The sequence below is a fragment of the Nonomuraea sp. NPDC003707 genome (assembly GCF_053587055.1).
The window spans coordinates 19,779-40,850 of sequence record NZ_JBSFNK010000009.1 but is presented as its reverse complement, the minus strand read 5'-3'; the positions used below and the strand labels follow the sequence as shown (position 1 = coordinate 40,850).

General features: G+C 69.6%; 27 protein-coding genes and 1 tRNA gene. 16 read left to right on the top strand and 12 right to left on the bottom strand.

Features of this window, described 5'->3' with window-relative positions; translation table 11 throughout:
* The first annotated feature begins 3 nt into the window (after window positions 1-3).
* Window positions 4-780, top strand: a complete 777-nt coding sequence (locus ACWDRB_RS24170; protein WP_449897045.1) for a class I SAM-dependent methyltransferase — start codon at window positions 4-6, stop codon at window positions 778-780.
* 14 nt (window positions 781-794) lie between these two features.
* Here ACWDRB_RS24170 and ACWDRB_RS24165 read toward each other — a convergent pair whose 3' ends face one another.
* The gene (locus tag ACWDRB_RS24165) at window positions 795-2,006 is read right to left on the bottom strand and encodes an RNA polymerase sigma factor (protein WP_449897043.1); all 1,212 of its coding nucleotides are present in this window, start codon (window positions 2,004-2,006) and stop codon (window positions 795-797) included.
* The gene (locus tag ACWDRB_RS24160) at window positions 2,003-2,374 is read right to left on the bottom strand and encodes a YciI family protein (RefSeq protein ID WP_449897041.1); all 372 of its coding nucleotides are present in this window, start codon (window positions 2,372-2,374) and stop codon (window positions 2,003-2,005) included. Before ACWDRB_RS24160 ends, ACWDRB_RS24165 begins: the two co-directional genes overlap by 4 nt.
* Window positions 2,375-2,592: 218 nt before the next feature.
* Between ACWDRB_RS24160 and ACWDRB_RS24155 the strand changes: the two genes are divergently transcribed.
* Window positions 2,593-4,080: an MFS transporter gene (locus ACWDRB_RS24155; RefSeq protein ID WP_449897039.1), complete on the top strand. Its 1,488-nt coding sequence runs from the start codon at window positions 2,593-2,595 to the stop codon at window positions 4,078-4,080.
* A 32-nt stretch (window positions 4,081-4,112) separates the two neighbouring features.
* Here the strand turns inward: ACWDRB_RS24155 and ACWDRB_RS24150 are convergent, their stop codons facing one another.
* Window positions 4,113-4,742, bottom strand: coding sequence for a LysE family translocator (locus ACWDRB_RS24150; protein ID WP_449897037.1), 630 nt, complete (start codon window positions 4,740-4,742; stop codon window positions 4,113-4,115).
* A 98-nt stretch (window positions 4,743-4,840) separates the two neighbouring features.
* On the opposite strand from ACWDRB_RS24150, the gene ypfJ (ACWDRB_RS24145) reads away from it, so the two are divergent.
* From ypfJ (ACWDRB_RS24145) to ACWDRB_RS24135, 3 genes are read left to right on the top strand one after another with little or no spacing between them, the layout of a single operon-like run.
* Window positions 4,841-5,788, top strand: coding sequence for a KPN_02809 family neutral zinc metallopeptidase (ypfJ, locus tag ACWDRB_RS24145; protein ID WP_449897035.1), 948 nt, complete (start codon window positions 4,841-4,843; stop codon window positions 5,786-5,788).
* A gap of 55 nt (window positions 5,789-5,843) precedes the next feature.
* On the top strand, window positions 5,844-6,689 hold the full coding sequence (gene ypfJ / locus ACWDRB_RS24140) for a KPN_02809 family neutral zinc metallopeptidase (RefSeq protein WP_449897033.1): 846 nt from the start codon (window positions 5,844-5,846) through the stop codon (window positions 6,687-6,689).
* Window positions 6,690-6,737: 48 nt separating this feature from the next.
* Window positions 6,738-7,034 (top strand): type II toxin-antitoxin system VapB family antitoxin, encoded by a 297-nt coding sequence (locus ACWDRB_RS24135; RefSeq protein WP_185069514.1) that lies wholly within the window; start codon window positions 6,738-6,740, stop codon window positions 7,032-7,034.
* Window positions 7,035-7,165: 131 nt separating this feature from the next.
* Here ACWDRB_RS24135 and ACWDRB_RS24130 read toward each other — a convergent pair.
* From ACWDRB_RS24130 to ACWDRB_RS24115, 4 genes are all read right to left on the bottom strand, one after another.
* Window positions 7,166-7,255, bottom strand: a tRNA-Ser gene (locus ACWDRB_RS24130).
* A gap of 10 nt (window positions 7,256-7,265) precedes the next feature.
* The gene (tadA, locus tag ACWDRB_RS24125) at window positions 7,266-7,703 is read right to left on the bottom strand and encodes a tRNA adenosine(34) deaminase TadA (RefSeq protein ID WP_350724347.1); all 438 of its coding nucleotides are present in this window, start codon (window positions 7,701-7,703) and stop codon (window positions 7,266-7,268) included.
* 31 nt (window positions 7,704-7,734) lie between these two features.
* Complete coding sequence (locus tag ACWDRB_RS24120; RefSeq protein ID WP_350724125.1) at window positions 7,735-8,211, bottom strand: tRNA adenosine deaminase-associated protein; 477 nt, start codon at window positions 8,209-8,211, stop codon at window positions 7,735-7,737.
* Between the two features lie 17 nt (window positions 8,212-8,228).
* A complete protein-coding gene (locus tag ACWDRB_RS24115; RefSeq protein WP_449897029.1) occupies window positions 8,229-8,741 on the bottom strand; it encodes a tRNA adenosine deaminase-associated protein in 513 nt (170 codons plus the stop codon).
* A 203-nt stretch (window positions 8,742-8,944) separates the two neighbouring features.
* Here ACWDRB_RS24115 and upp point away from each other — a divergent pair, with 203 nt between their 5' ends.
* The 7 genes from upp (at window position 8,945) to ACWDRB_RS24080 (ending at window position 13,479) form a co-directional block, all read left to right on the top strand.
* Entirely contained in the window at window positions 8,945-9,583 is a 639-nt protein-coding gene (gene upp, locus ACWDRB_RS24110) for a uracil phosphoribosyltransferase (protein ID WP_449897027.1), read from the top strand.
* A gap of 120 nt (window positions 9,584-9,703) precedes the next feature.
* The gene (locus ACWDRB_RS24105) at window positions 9,704-9,928 is read left to right on the top strand and encodes a hypothetical protein (protein WP_449897025.1); all 225 of its coding nucleotides are present in this window, start codon (window positions 9,704-9,706) and stop codon (window positions 9,926-9,928) included.
* A 71-nt stretch (window positions 9,929-9,999) separates the two neighbouring features.
* Window positions 10,000-10,182 (top strand): hypothetical protein, encoded by a 183-nt coding sequence (locus ACWDRB_RS24100; protein ID WP_192794450.1) that lies wholly within the window; start codon window positions 10,000-10,002, stop codon window positions 10,180-10,182.
* Window positions 10,179-10,712: a PH domain-containing protein gene (locus ACWDRB_RS24095; RefSeq protein WP_192788987.1), complete on the top strand. Its 534-nt coding sequence runs from the start codon at window positions 10,179-10,181 to the stop codon at window positions 10,710-10,712. Before ACWDRB_RS24100 ends, ACWDRB_RS24095 begins: the two co-directional genes overlap by 4 nt.
* 96 nt (window positions 10,713-10,808) lie before the next feature.
* Entirely contained in the window at window positions 10,809-12,152 is a 1,344-nt protein-coding gene (locus ACWDRB_RS24090; RefSeq protein ID WP_449897022.1) for a helix-turn-helix domain-containing protein, read from the top strand.
* A 100-nt stretch (window positions 12,153-12,252) separates the two neighbouring features.
* Window positions 12,253-12,927: a FadR/GntR family transcriptional regulator gene (locus ACWDRB_RS24085; RefSeq protein ID WP_350724133.1), complete on the top strand. Its 675-nt coding sequence runs from the start codon at window positions 12,253-12,255 to the stop codon at window positions 12,925-12,927.
* 99 nt (window positions 12,928-13,026) lie between these two features.
* A complete protein-coding gene (locus ACWDRB_RS24080) occupies window positions 13,027-13,479 on the top strand; it encodes a universal stress protein (RefSeq protein WP_449897019.1) in 453 nt (150 codons plus the stop codon).
* Window positions 13,480-13,642: 163 nt separating this feature from the next.
* Here ACWDRB_RS24080 and soxR read toward each other — a convergent pair whose 3' ends face one another.
* Together soxR and ACWDRB_RS24070 are read right to left on the bottom strand one after the other, a co-directional pair.
* The gene (gene soxR, locus ACWDRB_RS24075; protein WP_363978887.1) at window positions 13,643-14,176 is read right to left on the bottom strand and encodes a redox-sensitive transcriptional activator SoxR; all 534 of its coding nucleotides are present in this window, start codon (window positions 14,174-14,176) and stop codon (window positions 13,643-13,645) included.
* Between the two features lie 9 nt (window positions 14,177-14,185).
* Window positions 14,186-14,617: an Lrp/AsnC family transcriptional regulator gene (locus tag ACWDRB_RS24070; RefSeq protein WP_449897016.1), complete on the bottom strand. Its 432-nt coding sequence runs from the start codon at window positions 14,615-14,617 to the stop codon at window positions 14,186-14,188.
* A 56-nt stretch (window positions 14,618-14,673) separates the two neighbouring features.
* On the opposite strand from ACWDRB_RS24070, the gene ACWDRB_RS24065 reads away from it, so the two are divergent.
* Window positions 14,674-15,588 (top strand): SMP-30/gluconolactonase/LRE family protein, encoded by a 915-nt coding sequence (locus ACWDRB_RS24065; protein WP_355192935.1) that lies wholly within the window; start codon window positions 14,674-14,676, stop codon window positions 15,586-15,588.
* Between the two features lie 2 nt (window positions 15,589-15,590).
* Here ACWDRB_RS24065 and ACWDRB_RS24060 read toward each other — a convergent pair whose 3' ends face one another.
* Entirely contained in the window at window positions 15,591-16,319 is a 729-nt protein-coding gene (locus ACWDRB_RS24060) for an ABC transporter permease (RefSeq protein ID WP_355192933.1), read from the bottom strand.
* Complete coding sequence (locus ACWDRB_RS24055; protein ID WP_449897013.1) at window positions 16,316-17,221, bottom strand: ABC transporter ATP-binding protein; 906 nt, start codon at window positions 17,219-17,221, stop codon at window positions 16,316-16,318. The genes ACWDRB_RS24060 and ACWDRB_RS24055 overlap by 4 nt, the downstream gene beginning before the upstream one ends.
* Before the next feature lie 109 nt (window positions 17,222-17,330).
* Between ACWDRB_RS24055 and ACWDRB_RS24050 the strand changes: the two genes are divergently transcribed.
* The 3 genes from ACWDRB_RS24050 to dnaN all read left to right on the top strand — a co-directional run bounded on the left by ACWDRB_RS24050 (window position 17,331) and on the right by dnaN (window position 20,610).
* A complete protein-coding gene (locus ACWDRB_RS24050; protein ID WP_449897011.1) occupies window positions 17,331-18,761 on the top strand; it encodes a sensor histidine kinase in 1,431 nt (476 codons plus the stop codon).
* Window positions 18,761-19,414, top strand: coding sequence for a response regulator transcription factor (locus ACWDRB_RS24045; protein ID WP_350724149.1), 654 nt, complete (start codon window positions 18,761-18,763; stop codon window positions 19,412-19,414). The genes ACWDRB_RS24050 and ACWDRB_RS24045 overlap by 1 nt, the downstream gene beginning before the upstream one ends.
* A gap of 98 nt (window positions 19,415-19,512) precedes the next feature.
* Complete coding sequence (dnaN, locus tag ACWDRB_RS24040; protein ID WP_397372212.1) at window positions 19,513-20,610, top strand: DNA polymerase III subunit beta; 1,098 nt, start codon at window positions 19,513-19,515, stop codon at window positions 20,608-20,610.
* On the opposite strand, the gene ACWDRB_RS24035 is transcribed toward dnaN, so the two are convergent.
* A complete protein-coding gene (locus tag ACWDRB_RS24035; RefSeq protein WP_449897008.1) occupies window positions 20,593-21,072 on the bottom strand; it encodes a MarR family winged helix-turn-helix transcriptional regulator in 480 nt (159 codons plus the stop codon). The two genes, dnaN and ACWDRB_RS24035, sit on opposite strands and share 18 nt — an antisense overlap.

Genomic DNA, 21,072 nt, shown 5'->3' with positions numbered 1-21,072 from the left:
TCCGTGGAGGATCTGTTCGGCGGGGCTGCGCCGTACTACGCGAGATACCGTCCGGGCTACGGCCGGGCGGCGATGGAGCACCTGGCGAAGACGTTCGGCGAGGACGGGCGGGTGCTGGATCTCGGCTGTGGTCCCGGGACGATCGCGATCCCGCTGGCCCGGCGGGTGAGGGCGGTGCTCGCGGTGGATCCGGCGCGGGAGATGCTCGCCGAAGGGAGGCGGCTGGCCAAGGGTGTCGCCAACATCACCTGGGTGCGGGGCGACTCGACCGTTCTGCGGGGGTTGCCGCCGTTCGAGCAGGTGGTGATGGGTCGGTCGTTCCACTGGATGGATCGTATGTCCGTGCTGACGGAGCTGGACGAGCTGCTGCCGGCCGGCGGCGCGGTGGCGCTGGTCGGCCCGGCGAGGCAGCGGGGAGAGCCGTGGCAGCCGGACTCGCAACCGTGGCAGCCGGTCGAGAGGCGGGTGTGCGAGGAGTTCGGCCTCGACATCCGCACGGCCGCCAACTCCTTCCACGCGACCGGCGAGCACCACCACGAGGTGCTGGCCGCCTCGCCCTTCAGCAGGGTGGAGTCCCAGGTGTTCAGCCGGCGGCTGGTCTGGGACGTGGATGGACTGGTCGGGCTTCAGCTCTCCTATTCCTACAGCTCGCCCGCCAGGCTGGGCGACCGTCTGCCCGCGTTCGTCGAGACGCTGCGACGGGCGTTGCTCGCCGACAACCCGGCAGGCCGGTGGGAGCAGGAGCTGGCGAGCGAGGTGCTGGTCGCCAGGCGGCCCTGAGGCGCATGCGAAATCTAGGGTTTCACCCGGCCGGCCCGGGACTCCAGGTACCGCTGCTCGGCGAGGCTGGCCGTGGACTTCGCGGCGCGCCGGTAGTGCTCGTACGCCCCAGCCGTGTCGCCGGTCTTCTCCAGCAGATGCGCCCGTACGGACAGCAGCCGGTGATGCCCGGCCATCCGCTCGTCGCTGTCCAACGTGGACAGCAGGGCCAGGCCGGCCGACGGGCCCTCGGTCTCGGCGAGCGCGATCGCGCGGTTGAGGGTGACCATCGGGTTGGGCGCGATCCGTTCGAGGATCAGGTAGAGGGCGTGCACCTGCGGCCAGTCGGTCTCCTCGGCCGTGGCCGCGTCGGCGTGCGTGGCGGCGATGGCGGCCTGCAACTGGTAGGGCCCCAGCGCCGGGCCGGCCAGCGACGCCTTGACCAGCTCGATGCCCTCGTCGATCAGACCCCGGTCCCACTTCGTACGGTCCTGCTCGTCCAGCGGTATCAGGTCGCCGGCCGCCGTCGTACGTGCCTGCCGGCGAGCGTCGGTCAGCAGCATCAGCGCGAGCAGCCCGGTCACCTCGCCGTCCTCGGGCAGTTGCGCGTGCACCATCCTGGCCAGCCGGATCGCCTCGTGCGCGAGGTCGGAGCGGTGCAACTCGCTGCCCGAGGAGGCGGTGTAGCCCTCGTTGAAGATCAGGTAGAGCACGTGCAGGACGACCTGCAGCCGCTCCTCACGTTCCGGGCCCTCCGGCAGGCCGAACGAGCTGCCGGCGGCCTTGATGCGCTGCTTGGCCCGGCTGATCCTGGCCGCCATCGTGGCCTCCGGCACCAGGAACGCGCGGGCGATCTCAGCAGTGGTGAGGCCACCGACGGCTCGCAGCGTCAGAGCGGTCTGGGAGGCCGCGGTCAGGGTCGGATGGCAGCACAGGAACAGCAGGACGAGCGTGTCGTCGGTGTCCGGCACGTCTTCGGGCTTCACCTCGGTGGCCGTGGCCGACTCGCGCTCGCGGCGCGCATGGTCGCTGCGCATCTGGTCGATGAGCCGCCGGGAAGCGACGGTCACCAGCCAGCCGCGCGGGTTGTCCGGCAGTCCCTCGGACGGCCACTGCACGGTGGCGGCGAGGACGGCCTCCTGCACGGCGTCCTCACACTCCTCGAACTGGCCGTGCCGGCGTACCAACGCGCCGAGGACCTGCGGCGTGAGCTCACGCAGCAGGTCCTCGATGGCTGATGTCGTCATGCCTCCAATTGTCCGTCAGCGAACATCACCTGCCGCACCTCCACCCCCAGCCCCTGGATCGCGGTGTCCGGGATCTGCGCCGCCAGCTCGATCGCCCGCTCCTTGTTCTCGCAGTCGATCAGGTAGAAGCCGCCCAGGTACTCCTTCGCCTCCAGGAAAGGGCCGTCGGTCACCACCGGCTGGCCGTTGCGTACGGACACCACAGCCGCCTGTGACGGGTCGACCAGCGCCTGCGTGGTGATCAGCTCGCCCGATTCCTTCAGCGCCTCGATGAACCTGCCGTGGCCGTCGCCGATCGCCGCCTTCTCCTCGTCGGTCAGCGCGTCCAGCACGGCCGGATTGATGTGCAGGCTGATCAGGAACTTCATCGTGTCCTCCTTGTGGTTCGCGAGCCCCGGCCGGGGCCTTCGACCGGTTGGTCGGAGCCGCTGCCGCCGTCTTGACATCCCCCGGCAGAACATTCGCACGAGTTTTCGCCGCCCCACCGTGGCGGCAGTCGCGCGAGGTCTCCCCCGTGTCGATGTCAAGAAACTCTCGACCGCTCCGACCAACCGGCGAAACGTCGAGAGAACAGGGAGTTCCGGATATGAGAGTCAACCGGGCATGGCTGGGACTGGCCGTCCTCATGCTGCCGACATTGCTCGTCGCGATGGACATGACGGCGTTGCTCCTCGCGCTTCCCCAGCTGAGCGCCGACCTGGGTGCCACCAACGTCGAGCAGCTGTGGATCAGTGACAGCTACGGGTTCATGGTGGCCGGCATGGTCATCACGATGGGGACGCTCGGCGACCGGATCGGCCGCCGGCGGCTGCTGATGATCGGCGCGGCGGCGTTCGCGGTGCTGTCGGTCGTGGCCGCCTTCGCGGCCGGCCCGCTGCTGCTGATCGTCGCACGTGCGCTCCTGGGCATCGCCGGCGCGACCCTGGCACCGTCCACGCTTGCCTTGATCACCAACATGTTCCGCGACGAACGGCAGCGCGGGCAGGCCATCGCGATCTGGGCGACCTGCCAGTTCACCGGCGGCGCGCTCGGACCCGTGCTCGCCGGATTCCTGCTCCAGCACTTCTGGTGGGGATCGGTGTTCCTGGTCGCCGTGCCGGCGATGGCGCTGCTGCTGCTCACCGGGCCGGTCCTGCTGCCGGAGTTCCGCAGCGACCGGGCCGGCCGGCTGGACCTGGCCAGCGTCGGACTGTCGCTCGTGGCGGTGCTTCTGATGGTCTACGGCCTCAAGCAGTTGACCGTCGAGAGCGTGCCGGTCGTGCCGGCGGCGGCCCTCGTCGTCGGCGCGGTCGTCGGATCGCTGTTCGTACGCCGGCAGCTGCGGCTGGAGACGCCGCTGCTGGACCTGCGGCTGCTCCGCAACCGGCCGCTCACGGCCGTGATCGTCGCGCTGGTCTTCGCCGGCATCGCCATGGCCGGCACGGGCCTGCTGGTGACCCAGTACCTGCAGAGCGTGCTGGGCTTCTCGCCGGTCGCGTCGGCGGTGCTGTTCGCGCCCATGGGCCTGGGCGTGGCGGTCGGCACCATGGCCGCGCCGGCGCTGGCCCGGCGGATGAAGCAGACGACCGCGATCGCCGGCGGGCTGGTGGGGTCGGCGCTGGGCAGCCTGCTCCTGGTCGCCGTCGACGGTCCTAGCGCCCTGCCGCTGGTGATGATCGGCATCACCGTACTGGCGCTGGGCACCGGCCCGCTGTTCGCGCTGGGCACCGGCCTGGTCGTCGGGTCCGTGCCGCCGGAGCGCGCCGGCTCGGCGGCGTCGATGTCGGAGACCGGCAACTACTTCGGCGGTTCGCTCGGCTTCGCGCTGCTCGGCGTGGTTGCCGCGGTGGTCTACCGCAGCCGGATGGACGGCACGTCCGACTCGCTGGCCGGTGCGGTCGCCGCCAGCCGGCACCTTCCCGCGAGCCAGGGGGCGGAACTGCTGCACGCCGCGCGGGAGGCCTTCACGGCCGGCCTGCACGTCACGGGCGGTGTCGCCACGGTCATCTTCGCCGGGATGGCCGTACTGGTCCTGGCCATGCGCCCGGCAACCCGGGCCGCCTCGGCCCCGCTTCCCGAGGCCGCTCGCTCATGAGCCGGTGATCGCCGTTGTCAGCCGCGCCGACACTAGGCGGGCACCAGGGCCTTCGATCGGTCGGTGGCCATGTGGATGGCGAAGGCGCCGAGGATCGTGCCGGTGACGTAGCGCTGGACGCGGAGCCAGAGGGGGCGGCTGCCCAGGAAGGCGGCCAGCGCGCCGGCCGAGATGGCGATCAGGCCGTTGACCGTGGTGGCGACGACGATCTGGACCGAGCCGAGCGCCAGGCTCTGCAGCAGTACGTGGCCCATCGAAGGGTCGATGAACTGCGGGAGCAGCGACAGGTACAGGATGGCGATCTTGGGGTTGAGCAGGCAGGTCAGCAGGCCCATGCCGAACAGCTTGCGCGGGGGTTCGGGGGTGAGCGTGCGCGGCTGGAAGGCCGAGGTGCCGCCCGGCTTGACGGCGTTCCAGGCCAGCCAGAGCAGGTACGCGGCGCCGGCGAGCTTGAGTGCCGTGTAGGCGGCCGGTACGTACGCGAAGACCGCCGTCAGCCCCAGGCACGTCGCGGTCAGGTAGAGCGTGAAGCCGAGGAAGACGCCGGTGAGGGAGATCAGGCCGGCCCGGCGGCCCTGGGAGATCGATCGTGAGATCAGATAGACCATGTTCGGCCCGGGCGTGAGAACCATGCCCAGCGACACCAGTGCGATTCCGATCAAGCCAGCCGTCATATCGGCAGATTAGCGGACATATCCGGTCGCGCGCATCTCCGTTTGTCGCGCTGCGTATTCGACCCGTTGCTGGGGAGTAGGGAGGCATGCAGTTCGACGACGACGCGCAACTCGATCCGTCGCAGGTCGAGGACGTACGGGCCTCCGGTCCGCAGCCGGGCGGGGGCGGGATGCCGGGCGGGTGCATGCTGCCCATCGGCGGCCGAGGAGGCTGCGGCGGCTGCCTGCTGCTCATCCTGGCGGCGGCCGGGCTGTTCCTGTTCGGGGTCATCCCCTCGCCGTTCAGCGGCCAGGGAGGCGGGCCGCAGGGCGGCGGGCGGCAGCCGAGCGCCCCGGCCGTGCCCGCCCAGACCGGCAACCTGGCGGCGCGGTGCCGGACCGGCGCCGATGCCGAGCAGTCCGAGGACTGCCGCGTCGTCGGCACGGTCAACAGCATCCAGACGTACTGGCGGCAGGCGTTCCAGGAGCGCGGGCGCACGTACAAGCCCGCCAGGACCGTGCTGTTCTCCAACGCGGTCAACACCGGCTGCGGCACGGCCGACGCCGCCGTGGGCCCGTTCTACTGCCCCGTCGATCGCAAGGTCTACCTCGACCTGTCGTTCTTCAACACGCTCCAGCGCGACTTCGGCGCCGAAGGCGGTCCGTTCGCGCAGGCGTACGTGGTCGCCCACGAGTACGGCCACCACGTCCAGAACCTGCTCGGCACCATGAACAGGGTCGGCCCCGACAGCAGGCCCGGCGCAGGCAGCCCGTCGGTGCGACTGGAGCTGCAGGCCGACTGCTACGCGGGCGTCTGGGCGCACAACGCGGTCAAGACCGGCTTCTTCCGGGAGCCGTTCTCCCAGACGGACATCGACCAGGCGCTCAGCGCGGCCGCGGCGGTCGGCGACGACAGCATCCAGCGCCGCACGCAGGGCCGGGTGACCCCCGACGCCTTCACCCACGGCACGTCGCGGCAGCGGGAGAGCTGGTTCAGCGTCGGGTACGACAGCGGGGACCCCAAGCGGTGCGACACGTTCTCCGGAGGTATTTGATACGGCTCTGTGGGGAAGCTGTCATGCGGGCGGCACCCCCGGAAGGGACGTCAGCATGGACTTCAGGGACGACGTCGAGCTCGACTCCTCGCAGGTCGAGGATGCCGGCGGCGGTTATTCGGGCGGTGGTGGCGGTGGCTTCCCCGGCGGCATGATCATCGGTGGTGGCGGCATCGTCAGCCTGATCGTGCTCGTGCTGGTCGTCGTGCTGAACAACGTGGGCGGTGGCGGCGGCGCCGAGCCCGCCCAGCGGCGGTCCCCGTCCAACCTGTCCGGGCAGTGCCGGACGGGCAAGGACGCCGACCAGTCGGAGCGGTGCCGGGTGGTGGGTGTGGTCAACAGCATCCAGGACTACTGGAAGCAGGAAATTTCGGGATATCGGGCGGCGAAGACCATCCTCTACTCCGGTCGCTTACGTACGGGCTGCGGCACGGCCAGCTCGGCGGTCGGCCCCTTCTACTGCCCCGGCGACCAGCGCGTCTACCTCGACCTGAGCTTCTTCGACCAGCTCCACACCCAGTTCGGCGCCAAGGGCGGGCCGTTCGCGCAGGCGTACGTGATCGCCCACGAGTACGGCCACCACGTGCAGGACCTGCTCGGCGCGCTCGACACGGGCGGCTCCTCCGTCTCCACCGAACTCCAGGCGGACTGCTACGCCGGCGTCTGGGCGCACAACGCGGTCAAGACCGGCTTCTACGAGAAGCCGTTCACCCGGACGGATATCTCCGAGGCCCTGGACGCCGCCGCGGCGGTCGGCGACGACAGAATCCAGCAACGCACCCAAGGCAGAATCGATCCTGAATCGTTCACGCACGGCAGCTCCAAGCAACGCGTCAACGCCTTCCAACGCGGCTACGAAAAGGGCGCGGCCGACTCCTGCGAACCGGGCGACCTGCGCTGATGCTCCCGGACAACGCAAGGAATCGGATTCTCTCCTAAAATCGGGGGGGTGATCTTCAAGCTTGTCGGCGACGGACGCCCTTATCCCGACCACGGTCTCTCTAACCGAGAGTGGGCGCAGATCCCTCCACGGCAGGTCCGGCTCGACTCGTTGATCACCACGAAAGCCGTACTGGACCTGCATTCGCTGCTCGCCGCCGACTCCACCTTCTACGGCGACCTTTTCCCGCACGTGGTGCAGTGGCAGGGCGAGCTCTATCTGGAGGACGGTCTGCACCGCGCGTTGCGCGCGGCCCTGCACCAAAGATCGATCCTGCACGCCAGGGTCCTCGAGCTGCCCAACTGAGAAAGGAAAAGGGAGCCGCGGGATTCGCGGCTCCCTTTTCGCATGCGCTCCATAAATGATGTTGGAAAGGCTCGGGAGCGCCCCGCCTCATGACGAAGGGCCCCCGACCCGTAGGTCGGAGGCCCTTCTCGTGGCGGTGGTGGTGGGATTTGAACCCACGGATGAGTTGCCCCATCACACGCTTTCGAGGCGTGCGCCCTCGGCCACTAGGCGACACCACCGCGCATGAGCTTACCGGATCCGGCGAGTAGCGAAGAACCGCTTTAGTACCGACGAGCACTCGTCCGCCAACACTCCCATGACGACCTCGGGCCGATGGTTGAGCCGGCGGTCGCGTACGACGTCCCAGAGCGAGCCCACGGCCCCGCCCTTCTCGTCCACCGCGCCGTACACGATCCGGTCGACTCGGGCCAGTACAGCGGCGCCCGCGCACATCGTGCAGGGCTCCAGGGTCACCACGAGCGTGCAGCCGGCCAGCCGCCACTGCCCGCGCCGCACGGCCGCCTGCCGGAGCGCGAGAACCTCGGCGTGGGCCGTCGGGTCGGCGGAGGACTCGCGGTCGTTGCCCGCCGCGGACAGGACCTCGCCGAGCGCGTCGAGCACCACCGCGCCCACGGGGATCTCTCCCCTGGACCCCGCTGCGTCCGCCTCCGCCAGCGCCAGGCGCATGGCCTCCTCGTACGTCACAGCGAGAGCCGGGTCACCGCAGCCGGTCGAGCTCGTCGGCGAAGGCCAGCCGCTCGGCGATCACCGACAGGATGTCGGCCGGCAGCATGCCCTCCTCCATGCTCAGCTCCAGCAGCTCCTCGGAGCTGACCCCGAGGTCGCTCAGCAGCTCGTAGTCACCGGCCGGGCGCACGCCGAGGCCGTTGGCCTCCTTGTCGGGCGCCACGCCGGCGAACTCGGCGAACAGCTCCCCGAGCGGGTCGGACAGGATCGCGTGCGCGTCCGACAGGAACACGCGCGGCTCCTCCTCGCCCCGGTAGCGGGCGATCGCGAACCACTCGTCCTCGACCTCGACGCAGAGCAGGGCCAGCTCGTCGCCGGAGAGGCTCAGCGTCTCCGTGACCGCGTCACCGAGGTCGTCGACGATCTCGGCCGCGCTCAGATCGACCTCGGCGCCGCTCCAACCGTCCGAGGTCCTGACGAAAGCCGCAGAGAAGGTGTTGGACGCCATGTCCGAGCTCCAGGGGGTCAGCCGAAGACCGATTCGATGGCACGCTCGAACGGCTCGGAGAAGCCGAGCCGCGCGGCGATGCTGGACAGCACATCTTCGGGCAGCAAGTCGATGTCGCCGGAGAGGATGCCCAGCTCCATCTCGTCCAACCCGAGATCGGCGAAGATCGACAGATCTCCGGCGGGGAGCACGGTCTCCTCGTCCTGGAGGATCTCGTCGAGCTCCTCCTCGTCCGGCACCGGCACGTCGAGGTACTCGAGAACCTGGCGGGCCAGCGGGAAGTCCCAGGAGGCCGCGATGTCGGACAGGAACACGTCCACCCGCTCGCCCAGGACCCGCAGCGCCACGAAGAACTCGTCACCCACGGCGACCAGTCCGATCGTCCCGCTCTCGCTCGGCTGCTGCCGCAGGGCATGGATCAACCCCTGCAGGTCGGACGTGAGCACGACCGGCAGGAGCTCGGCATCCCAGCACCCGTCCTCGCGATAGACCACGATGGCGAAGTCCAGAGCGTCATCTTCGTCTGCCATCGCCATCCCCACCCGACTTCTGACACGACAGGTATTACCAGCACCCAATCGTTCCAGACCCGCGCACGAGGCGTGTGCCTCTCGGACTAAATTGTGATCAAAACCCATGGCCTGAGGGGCCGCCGGGGGTGGGCGCGGTCAGGGGGCCACCGCAGGTGGCGGGGGTCCCCATGCACGTTCGCCAGCGGATAGCCTTGCCGTTTATGGAAACCCTCGTCGTCGACCATCCGCTCGTGGCCCACAAGCTCACCACGCTGCGCGATGTCCGCACCGACTCGCCGACCTTCCGCAGGCTCGCGGATGAGCTGGTGACGCTGCTCGCGTACGAGGCCACCCGCGACGTGCGGATCAACGACGTCACGGTTGCGACGCCCGTGGCCCCCGCCCACGGCGTGCGACTGGCCAAGCCGTACCCCCTGGTGGTGCCCATCCTTCGCGCCGGGCTCGGCATGCTCGACGGCATGACCAGGCTGCTGCCCACGGCCGAGGTCGGGTTCCTCGGCATGATCAGGAACGAGTCCACCCTCCAGGCCGAGACGTACGCCACGCGGCTGCCCGACGACCTGTCCGGGCGCCAGTGCTACGTCGTCGACCCGATGCTGGCCACCGGCGGCACGCTGGCGGCGGCCGTGCAGTTCCTGTTCGACAGGGGCGCTGTCGACGTCACGGCCATCTGCCTGCTGGCCGCCCCCGAGGGCCTGGCGTACATGGACAAGGTGTTCGCCAACTCGGGCAAGCCCATCCGCGTGGTGACCGCCGCGCTCGACGAGCGGCTCAACGAGAACGGCTACATCGTGCCCGGCCTCGGCGACGCGGGCGACCGCCTCTACGGCGTGGTCTGACGCCACGACGGCTGAAAAGCACCTTTCCCGTCACACGCAGTCATCTCTTCGTTACATACTGTTGTTTCGTGGGTACGAAGAGGCAGGAAGGCAACTTCCGCATGCGCGTGGGGGAGCACGATGAGCGATCACAGCGAGGCGGAGCCGGCTCCGTACGCGGAGGTGGAAACTGTGCTGTGCGACGAGTTCGCCGGCATCCACGCCGCGACCACCGTAACGCGCTGCGTTGAAGCTGCGCACTACGGCGCGCTGGAGGTCACCGGTTACGCCCATCCAAGCCTTGTAGAGCGCATCGCACGCAAGCACCTTCACGTCCTGGCCCTGGTGGCCAGCGAACGCGGCTGACAAGATCAAAACTATCCCGCGAAGGCATCTTTACCCGGGCATCCGGGTGGGTAATGTATAGGGCGGGTGGAGTGGGTAAGGGCACGGAGGCGACGGTGCAGGTCAAAAAAGTCCTCACATACGGTGGTATCGCATTTGTCGCGTACTACCTGTTCGCGCGACCATCTGACGCCGCGGACGCGGTGAGAGGAGCGTTCGACACGGTGTTCAACGCGGCCGACTCGCTGGCTCAATTTGTGAACAGCCTGTCATGAGACTTGTGACCCACGGGGACTCCGCCCCGTCGTCGGTCAACCGATACCTTCTCCCCCAAGAACAACAGTTCATCATGGTCCGGCGGCACCCTGCGATCTTGCTACGCCCGGTTGCCGAGGTGCTCGCCGGCCTGATCGTCGCGGGCTTGCTCAGCAAGTTCTTCGGAGGCAGCGATCAGGGTGGCACGGCGCTCGTCGTCGTGTGGTGGTTGTGGCTCCTGCTTCTGGTGCGTTTCGTGTGGAAAGTCGCGGAGTGGTCGGTCGATTACTTTGTGGTGACTTCGAAGCGCATGCTGCTGACAACGGGCTTGATCACCCGTAAGGTCGCGATGATGCCTTTGGGCAAGGTCACCGACATGAGCTTCCAAAGAAGTCTGCTTGGGCGCATGCTCGGTTACGGTGAGTTCATCCTCGAGTCAGCAGGTCAGGACCAGGCACTCTCGACCGTGGAGTACATTCCGTACCCCGAGACGCTGTACCTCGAGGTCTGCGGGATGCTTTTTCCCAGCAAGGACGAGAGCGACGATTAATCTCCTCGCGGGGAATTCTTCACTCGGGGATACCCGATTCGGCTACTTCATGCAATCATTGCGTGTTGTTGACCCTTCCCCGCCTTGAGAGATGAGATGCCGAGTCAGGGAACCATCGGTGACCGCGTCCGCGGACTGCGGCTGAACAGGCGGATGTCCCAGGCCCAACTGGCCGGACCCGACCTGTCTGACAGTTATGTCTCGCTCATTGAGTCGGGCAAGCGCACGCCGACTCCTGTCGTGGCCCGGCTGCTGGCCGAGCGGCTGGGGTGCACGACCGAGTTCCTCCTTCACGGGATCGAACCTCGGCAGCGCATCGACACGGAGCTCGGCCTGCGTCACGCCGAGCTCGAGCTGCAGCATGGCGACCCGTCCGTCGCCGCCGACCGCTTCACGGAGATCGTGAAGGCGGCCGACGAGGAAAACGCCATGCTGACCGCGCACGCCCGGTTCGGCAGGGCGCGCGCGCTCGAGGCCCAGGGTCGCCTCGGCCAGGCGGTGGAGGCGTTCGAGCGCCTGCGCAGGGAGGCCGCGGCTCACCCCGAGCGGCTGGCCGACCTTCCGCTCACGATCGCACTGAGCCGCTGCTACCAGCGGGCGGGCGACCGCCTGCGGGCCCGCGACCTGGCCACCGCCGCCCTCCAGCAGGCCGAGCGGCTGTCCATCACGCAGGGCGAGATCGCCGTCGACCTGGCAGCCGCTCTGGTCGAGGCGCGCAGCGAGCGCGAGAGCGAGTCCCGCGAGCTGGGATACGTCCAGCGGGTGCTGGCTCTGACCGGCGTTCCTCAAGTTGTGGACCGTTCCGGAGAGATCCAGGCGCTGTGGCACGCGAGCGCCGCCGCCGCTGCCGGCGAGGACTCGGCGCTGGCCGTGCGCCTCGCCGACGACGCCATCATGGCCGGCCGTCAGGCCCGGCTGTCGCTGCAGCTGGCCAGGACCGCCATGCACTGGTCCAGGCTGACCACGGTGCCGGCCGACGAGGCCGAGCGCCTCATCTCGGCCGCCGCCGAGGCGTTCGCCACGTTCCCCGGTACGGCGCGCGAGCACGGCGAGAGCCTCATCGTGCACGCGCGGGTCGTGCTGCGGACCGGCGCCTCGGCGCGGGCGAGCGAGCTGGCGAACGCGGCTCTGAGCCTGTCGCACGACCGCGCCGGCACCACGCCCGCCGAGGCCCACCTCGTGCTGGCCACCGTCGCGTTCGACGAGGGGGGCGACGCCTCCGCGCACCTGCGCGACGCCCACCGGGCGCTCGACACGCTCGACCGGCCGGTGTTCGGCTCCGATCGGCAGGCCGCGCGTTGCTGGCGTGAGCTGGGCGACCTCTACGGCAGGGCCGGGTCCAGAACACAACAGACCGCCGCATATCGTAAGGCCCTCGAAGCCGCTGGAGTCCGTTCGGCCATGGCGGGGGTGACCGTCGACGCCACAGTTTCGCGCTGATCCTCCAGGAGCTCCAGATTTGGCGTTTTGAGTCTGGAATAATTAGGGTCTACCAGTCATTGACTCATAGGATGATTGGTTTCCCCGGAGGAGGCGGACTGTGAGTCTGCGTACGGCGCAGCGGGCCTCGCTCGTCGACCAGGTGATCGATCAGCTCAAGGAGCAGATCACCTCAGGGTCGTGGCCGATGAACGGCAAGATCCCGACCGAGACCGTGCTCGCCGAGCAGCTCGGGGTGGGTCGCAACACCGTTCGGGAGGCCGTACGCGCGCTCACGCACGCCGGGCTGCTCGAGTGCCGTCAGGGGGACGGCACTTACGTCCGCGCGACCAGCGAGCTGTCCGGCGCGATGCTGCGGCGGCTCAAGCAGGCCGAGCAGCTCGAGATCCTCGAGGTACGTCGTGCGCTGGAGGTCGAGTCCGCGCGCCTGGCCGCCACCCGGCGCACGGACGACGACATCAAGCGCATCGAGGCGGCCCTGGCCGAGCGGGACCGGGCTTGGGAGCTGGACGACCCCGACTACTTCGTCGAGGCCGACCTGGCCTTCCACATGGCCGTGGCGCACGCGACGCACAACCTGGTGCTGATCGACCTGTACGAGGACTTCTCGGCGGCTCTGCGCGCCAGCATCACGGCCGCGGGAACCTCGCTCGACAAGAGCTACATCCCCCACGACGCCATCGCCCGCGCCATCGCGGCGGGGGACGCGGCGGCGGCCGAGCGGGCGGGGCACGCCTGCATGGAACACATCCTCATCGCCCTCACCGAGTCCTGACCCCTTCCCCGGGGTGTGACAAAGGAGACAGCCGGCTCTGGAATGGCGCCTGATCGCTTCGGTGCTTTAGCAGAAGAGTGAAGCGAAAGGAAGAACGCCATGACCATCCTTGTCGCCTACGACGGCTCGGCCGACTCGCGGACCGCGATCGAGTTCGCGGCCAAGCATCTCGCCGCCGAGCCCACCGTCGTCGTCACGGTGTGGGAGCCGCTGCTCGTGCAGCTCAAGAAGTATCCGCTGGCCGCGGGTGCCCTCGACCAGAGCACCGAGGACGAGTCGCACGCGCAGGCGGAGCAGCATGCCCGGGAGGGGGCCGAGCTGGCCATCGCGGCCGGGCTCTCGGACGTCACCTATCGGGCGGTGGCTGACAACGAGTCGATCTGGAAGACGATTGTCGATGTGGCGGATGAGGTGGATGCCTCGCTGATCGTCACGGGGTCGCGGGGGTTGGCGGGGGTGCGGTCGGTGCTGCTGGGGAGCGTGTCCAACCACGTGCTCCATCACGCGCACCGGCCTACGCTCATCGTCCCGCCGGCCAAGCCCGCCCGCTGAGAGAGCTCAGGACCTCAGCCGAAGCGCGCCACCGCACTTCGGCTGGGGTCCTTTTGCGTTAGGAGGACTCGGCCGCCGTGGAGCCCGTCGCGACCGAAGGGTCCTTCGGGTGAGGGCCGGGCTCGACCATGACGACGGCGAGGGCCAGCCCCGGGGTGGAGCGTCAGGAGGCCGTGGGGAGGGGCGTTTCCGTGAAGGGGGCGCAGCCGGGTGAAGGGGCGCAGGACTGGGGTGGGGGGCAGAGGCGGGTGTCGATGCGGCGCGCGCCCGGGCCCTCGTCGCCGAGCCGGTCGTGGGGGTTGGCCACCGGGCACCGGTCGAGCGACAGGCAGCCGCACCCGATGCAGTCCGTGAGATCGTCGCGCAGCCGCTGAAGCTGCTCGATCCGGTCGTCCAGCTCCCCGCGCCAGGCGGCCGACAGCCGGGCCCAGTCGTCCCGGTTGGGCGTGCGCTCGTCCGGCAGTTCGGCGAGGGCGTCCTTGATGGTCTTCAGGGGGATGCCGATGCGCTGGGCCAGCCTGATGAACGCGACCCTGCGCAGGCTGTCGCGGGTGTACCGGCGCTGGTTGCCGGCCGTACGGCGGCTCTTGATCAGGCCCTTGGTCTCGTAGAAGTGCAGGGCGGACACGGCGACCCCGCTGCGCTCGGCGAGCTCGCCGACGGTGAGCTCTTTGGTGTTCCAGGCGACCTTCGTCATACCTGGAGATTACTTGAGGGTTCGCTCGAACAGGGTCTCGAGGACCACGATGGTCTGCGTCCCGGTGACCCCGTCCACCCCGAACACCCGGCGCAGCACGTCCTGCAGCTCCACCGTCCCGGCCGTACGGACCTTGAGCAGCACCGACGCGGGACCCGCGATGACGTGCGCCTCCTCGACCTCCGGGATCGCCGCCAGCCGCTCGGCGCTGTCGCCCATCCAGGTGCTCCCGTCCACCAGCACGTACGCCGTCACCGCACGCCCGAGCGCCGCCTGGTCCACCTCGATCGTCGTCCGCCTGATCACCCCGCGCTCGCGCAGCTTGCGCACCCGTTCGTGCGCGGCCCCGCTGGACAGCCCCACCGCCTTGCCCAGCACCGCGTACGACCGCGTCGCGTCCTCCTGCAGCAGGCCGATCAGCATCCTGTCGATATCATCCACAACCGAATGCTATCCAGTGATATGCCTGAGATGTCGAACAGCATATTGTGGACGGCATGACGGACACGATCCCCACTGAGTTCGAGGTGCTCGACGAGCGGTTCGCCGCGGTAGGCGGAGACGACTATGTCGAACGCCTCCACACCGGCACCCGCTGGGCGGAGGGCCCTGTTTACTTCCCGGCCGGCCGGTTCCTGGTCTGGAGCGACATCCCCAACGAGCGGATGCTGCGCTGGGACGAGATGACGGGCGCGGTCGGCCTGTTCCGCCAGCCGTCCGGCTACACCAACGGCAACACCCTCGACCGCGAGGGCCGTCTGATCTCCTGCGAACACGGCAACCGCCGCGTCACCCGCACCGAGCACGACGGCTCGATCACGGTCATCGCCGACCGCTGGGAGGGCAAGCGGCTCAACAGCCCCAACGACGTCGTGGTCCGCTCCGACGGGTCGATCTGGTTCACCGACCCGCCGTACGGGATCCTCAGCAACTACGAGGGCTACGCCGCCGCGCAGGAGATCGACGGCTGTCACGTCTACCGCGCCGACCCGGTGACGGGCGAGGTCCGTGTCGTGGCCGACGACTTCGCCCGCCCCAACGGCCTGGCGTTCTCGCTCGACGAGAGCCGGCTCTACGTCGCCGACACGCGGATGAAGCACCTGCGCGTGTTCGAGGTGCGCGAGGACGGCACGCTCGCGGGCGGCAAGGTCTTCGCCGAGGGGACGGAGCAGGACATCTTCGACGGCCTGCGGCTCGACGACACGGGCCGCGTCTGGGCCGCGGCAGGCAGGGCGCTGCTCTGCTACGACCCGGACGGCACGCTGATCGGCCGGCTGAAGCTCCCTGAGCCCACGGCCAACCTGGTGTTCGGCGGGCTCAAGCGCAACCGGATGTTCATCACGGCCTCGTCCTCGCTCTACTCCCTGATGACCAACGTCACCGGCGCGCGCCCGGTCTGGGCCGGGCGCTAGCCTCACTCCCACCTGAACAGCCGCACGGCCAGCCCGCTGAAGATCAGCAGCCCGGCGCCCACCACCACGAGGTGCGCGGTCTGCGGCGCGTGGCCCGCCCAGGTGTCCTTGAGCGCCTGGGCGAACGGCCCCGCGACGGAGTAGTCGCTGACCGTCCGCAGCGCGTCCGGCATGAGGTCGCGCGGCACCCACATGCCCCCCAGGAACATCAGCGGGAACATCACCGCGGACCCGATCCCCGGCGCGACCTTCGCGTTGGGCGCCAGCGCGGCGATCACCAGCCCGATGGCCTGCAACGCGGCGCTGCCGAGCAGGAAGACCAGGATGAATCCCACCCACTGCCGCGGCGCCGCCGACCCGAACACGAGCGAGCCCGTCACGATCAGCAGGGCCGTGGTGACCGCTCCGACCACCAGGTTGATCAGGAGCTGCACCCCCAGCAGCCGTGCCGGGTGCACGGGCGTGGTGGACATCCGCCTGAGCACCCCTTGCTCGCGGTAGCCGGTCATCACCGCGGGCACCACGCTGCAGGCCAGGGTCAGCAGCGAGAGCAGCGTCATCAGGCTCGGCATCTGCGTGTCCACGGCCCGCTCCCCCGACGCCCCGGGCCGGGTCATGTCCGGGATGCTGAGGCCCAGCACGAGCAGGAGCGCGACCGGCAGCCCGATCGTGAAGAGCAGGAACGGCCATTCGCGCAGGTGCAGCTTGGTCTCCACGAGGAGCAGCTTCATGACAGCTTCCTTCCGGTGAGTGCGAGGAACGCGTCGTCGAGCGTGGTCTGCTCGATCCGCAGGTCTCCTGGAACGACCCCGTGCTGGGCCAGGGCGAGCGTGACCGCCGGCGCGAGGTTGCCCGTGCCGCTCACCACGAGCTGCTCGCCGCTCCTCGTGACCTCGCGTACCTCCGGCAGCGCCAGGAGCACCGCGTCGTCGACGGGAGCCGACGGCCGGAACCTCAGCCGCTGCTCCCCGCCCACCTGCGCGATGAGCCCGGCAGGCGTGTCCGTGGCCGCCACCTTGCCCGCGTCGATGAGCGCGAGCCGGTCGCAGAGCCGCTCGGCCTCCTCCATGAAGTGGGTGACGAGCACGATCGTCACGCCGGAGTCGCGTACCTGCTCGACCAGCTCCCAGGTGTCCCTGCGGGCCTGCGGGTCGAGCCCGGTGGTCAGTTCGTCCAGCACCGCCACGCGCGGCCTGCCGACCAGGGCCAGCGCGACCGAGAGCCGCTGGCGCTGCCCGCCGGAGAGCTTCTTGAACGCCGTGTCGCGCTTGCCGCCGAGGCCGACCCGTTCGAGCAGCTCGGACCAGTCGGCGGGGTCGGGGTAGAAGGAGGCGTACAGGTCCATGGCCTCCCACACCTTGATCTTCTCGGGCAGCGCCGCGCTCTGCAGCTGCATGCCCAGCACGTGTCGCAGCTCGCCCCTGTTGAGCTGCGGGTCCAGCCCGGCCACCCGTACGGTGCCGCCGTCGGGCACGCGCAGGCCGGCCACGCACTCGACAGTGGTGGTCTTGCCCGCGCCGTTCGGGCCGAGGATGCCGAAGATCTCACCCTCCGCGACCTCGAACGACACGTCGTCGACCGCCAGGTGGTTCGGGTATTGCTTGCGCAGGTTCCTGACTTCGATGACCTTCATGCAGACGACGCTAGGAACACGGCCTTCGCCGGGGAATCCGGCTGGATGTCGGGCAAGGGTGTACCTAGGTGCAATGGTCCGGTCGCGCCCGTTGGACCAGACTGGGGGCATGCTGCTCCGAAGGTTCGGTCAGGCCGCGGCGCTGCTCGCGCTCCTCCTCGTCGAGGTGCCGGCGATCGTGCTCAGCCTCACCATGCTGCTGCTGTCGTTCGGGATGGGCATGGTGTTCCTGTATTCGCCTCAGGTCCAGCTGGTCAGGAGGCTGGCCGAGCTCAACCGGCGGCTGATGCGGAGCTGGGCCGATGTCCGCATCGAGTCCCCGTACCTGCCCAAGCCCCCGCCGCCGGAGCCGCAGGCGGACGGCCTCTACCGCTCCGACCGGACCCTCTACAAGACGCCGCGGATCCCCGCGTGGAACAACCGGTGGAAGTGGCTGACCTCCGACCCGGCGACCTGGCGCGACATGATCTGGCTGGTGCTCGAACCGGTGGTGAAGGCGGCGCTGCTGCCGGTGTTCGTCACGCTCCCCGAGCGTGGCCTGCGGATCTACGCCCTCTGGAGCGACCTGATGCTCCGCGCGACCGTCGCCAGCCGCCTGGCGAGCCAGGTGAGCCACCTCAAGCGGACGCGTAACCTGGCCGCCGACTCGCAGGCGGCCGAGATGCGCCGGATCGAGCGGGACCTGCACGACGGCACGCAGGCCCGGCTGGTGGCGATCGGCATGACGCTGGGCGCGGTCGAACAGCTCGTCGACGACGATCCCGCGGCGGCCAAGGCGCTGCTGTCGAAGGCCCGGGACACCTCTTCCGAGACGCTGACCGAGCTGCGCCGGGTCATCCGCGGCATCCACCCTCCGGTGCTGGCCGAGCGCGGGCTGGCCGACGCCGTACGCGCGCTGGCCATGGACAGCCCGTTGCAGGTCACGGTGGACGTCGACCTGCCGCACCGGCCGGAGGCGCCGGTGGAGGCGGCGGTGTACTTCGCGGTCAGCGAGCTGCTCTCCAACGCCGCCCGGCACGGCGACGCGCACGCGGTGACGGTGGACCTCAGCACCGACGGCCCCAACCTGCGGGTCACGGTCACCGACGACGGCCTGGGCGGCGCCGACCCGGCCAAGGGCAGCGGCCTGTCCGGGATCGAGCGGCGACTGGCCGCCTTCGACGGGCTGCTCGCCCTGAACAGCCCGCCGGGCGGCCCCACCACCGTGGCGATGGAGCTGCCCCGGGTGCTGCCCGAGCACTGGGCGGGCAGCCTGCCCCGGCTGCCGCGCTGGAAGGCGGCCATCGTCGTGTTCCTCTGGGCCACGGCCTGGTGCCCGACCTTCCCTCAGGGCATCGTGGCCGGCGTCATGAAGACGATCGGCGTCGAGGAGAAGAGCTGGTTCCTCGCCCTGTACCTGCCCGGGCCCTGGCAGTGGCCGGTCATCCTCGGCATGATCACCCTGGGCCTGTGCATGCACATCCTGGCCATCTGGATACCCTCCAACCACAACCGCGACCTCTGGGTCGCGCGTGCCACGCCGATCAAACCCTGGTGCTGATGAAGAACCGCGTACTCGTCGCCGAGGACCTCTACCTGCTCAGAGACGGGCTGGTGCACCTGCTCCAGGCCCATGGCTTCTCGGTCGTGGCGGCCGTGGAGAGCGGGCCCGAGCTGCTGCGGGGCCTGCTGGAGCTGCGGCCCGACGTCTCGATCGTGGACGTGCGGCTGCCGCCCACGTTCACGGACGAGGGGCTGCAGGCGGCGCTCGCGGCCAGGAAGCAGGTGCCCGGGCTGCCCGTCCTCGTGCTGTCCCAGCACGTCGAGCAGCTCTACGCGCGCGAGCTGCTGGCCGACGGCTCGGGCGCGATCGGCTATCTGCTCAAGGACCGGGTCTTCAACGCCGAGCAGTTCATCGACGCCGTACGCAGGGTCGCCGAGGGCGGCACGGCCATGGATCCCGAGGTCATCGCCAAGCTGCTGGCCAGCAACGCCAGGCACGAGCCGCTGGCCGCGCTCACGCCGCGCGAGCGGGAGGTGCTGGAGGCCATGGCGGAAGGACGCTCCAACACGGCCATCTGCCAGCGGCTCTATCTGAGCGAGAGCGCCGTGGCCAAGCACACGGCCTCCATTTTCGCCAAGCTGGGGCTCGCGCCGTCGGATGACGACAACCGCCGCGTGCTGGCCGTCCTCGCCTATCTCAACAGCCGCTAGGAACCCTCCACCTGGGGTTGGCCATCCGGAGACTGCCCCGACTTGTCGGTCGCACCGGCTATTTTCATAAGGGCATGGCGACGAAGGGGTGGTAGCAGGTGAAAATCCGGGTTAACCGCGATGTTCTGGCAGATGCGGTGGCGTGGGCTGCCCGAGTCCTGCCCTCCCGCCCCGTGGTGCCCGTCCTGTCCGGGCTGCTGCTGGAGGCGAGCGACGAGCTGGTCCTGTCCGCGTTCGACTACGACGTCTCGGCCAGGGCCTCGGTCGACGCCGACGTGGCCGAGACGGGCAGCGTGCTGATTCCCGGTCGGCTGCTGGCCGAGATCAGCAGGAGCCTGCCCGCCGACGACGTGGAGATCGTCACCGAGGGCGCCGAGGCGGTGCTGACCTGCGGGAGCGCGGAGTTCGGGCTGATCACGATGCCGGTCGAGGACTTCCCGACCATGCCCACGATGCCGCCGAGCATCGGCGCCGTCGGCGGCGGCGTGTTCGCCTCGGCGGTCGGCCAGGTCGCGCCCGCCGCCAGCCGCGACGACACGCTGCCCATGCTCACTGGCATCAGGGTCGACATCGAGGGCGAGTCCGTGGCCATGGCGGCGACCGACCGCTACCGCATCGCCGCCCGCGACTTCGCCTGGCGCCCGGCCGGCCCCGACCTCGCGGTCTCGGCCATGGTCCCGGCGAAGGTGCTGGTCGAGGTGGCCAAGTCGCTGCGCGGCGGCGAGGTGTCGATCGCGATGGGCGACGGGGTGGCGGGGTTCGAGAGCGTCGGGCGGAGCACGACCGTGCGGCTGCTCGACGAGCAGTTCATCGACTATCGCGCCCGGCTGACCTCCGACTGGTCGATCAGGGCCGACGTGGCGGTGGCGCCGTTCGTCAACGCCATCAAGCGGGTCGCCCTGGTGGCCGAGCGCAACACCGCGATCCGGCTGTCGTTCAGCCAGGGGCAGGTGCTCATCCAGGCGGGCGGCGGCGACATCGGGCGCGGCGCCGAGGTGGTCGACTGCGAGCTGCGCGGCGACGACATCCAGATCGCCTTCCAGTCGCAGTTCCTGCTCGACGGGCTGACCGGGATCGAGAGCGAGCTGGCCCGCATCAACATGGAGTCGCCGACCAGGCCCGCCCTGATCCAGGACGTGCCCGGCGACGCCGAGCCCGCCTTCCGCTACCTCGTCATGTCACTCCGCCAGGGCTGAGCCGCCGGTCTGGCGCTCGGCGACCAGCTTGAACACCCTCTTGAACTCCGTGTACGCCTCCTCGCCCACGGCCTCGGCATGCTCCGCCTCCATGGCGGCGAGGATGGCGTCCGACTTGACCATGTGATCGCGGCCCTTCTCGGTGGGCACGATCAGCTTGGCCCGCCGGTCGGCCGGGTCCGGCTGGCGCTCCACGTAGCCCAGCTCGACCAGCTCGTCCACCAGCGTGCCGATCACCTGCTTGTGCTGGCCCGACTGCGCGGCCAGGTCCGTGGCCCTGCTGCCCTCCTCGTCCAGGTACGCCAGCACCGCCCCGTGCCGGGGCCTGAGCCCGGGATGGCCCTGCTGGGCCAGCGTCTCGAACAGCTGCCGCTGCAGGCTGAAAAGAGTCCTGCTGGACAGGATGCCGAGATCGGGCTCTTCCTGCTTGCGCCGGCTCCTGCGCACGGTCACGCCCTCCAT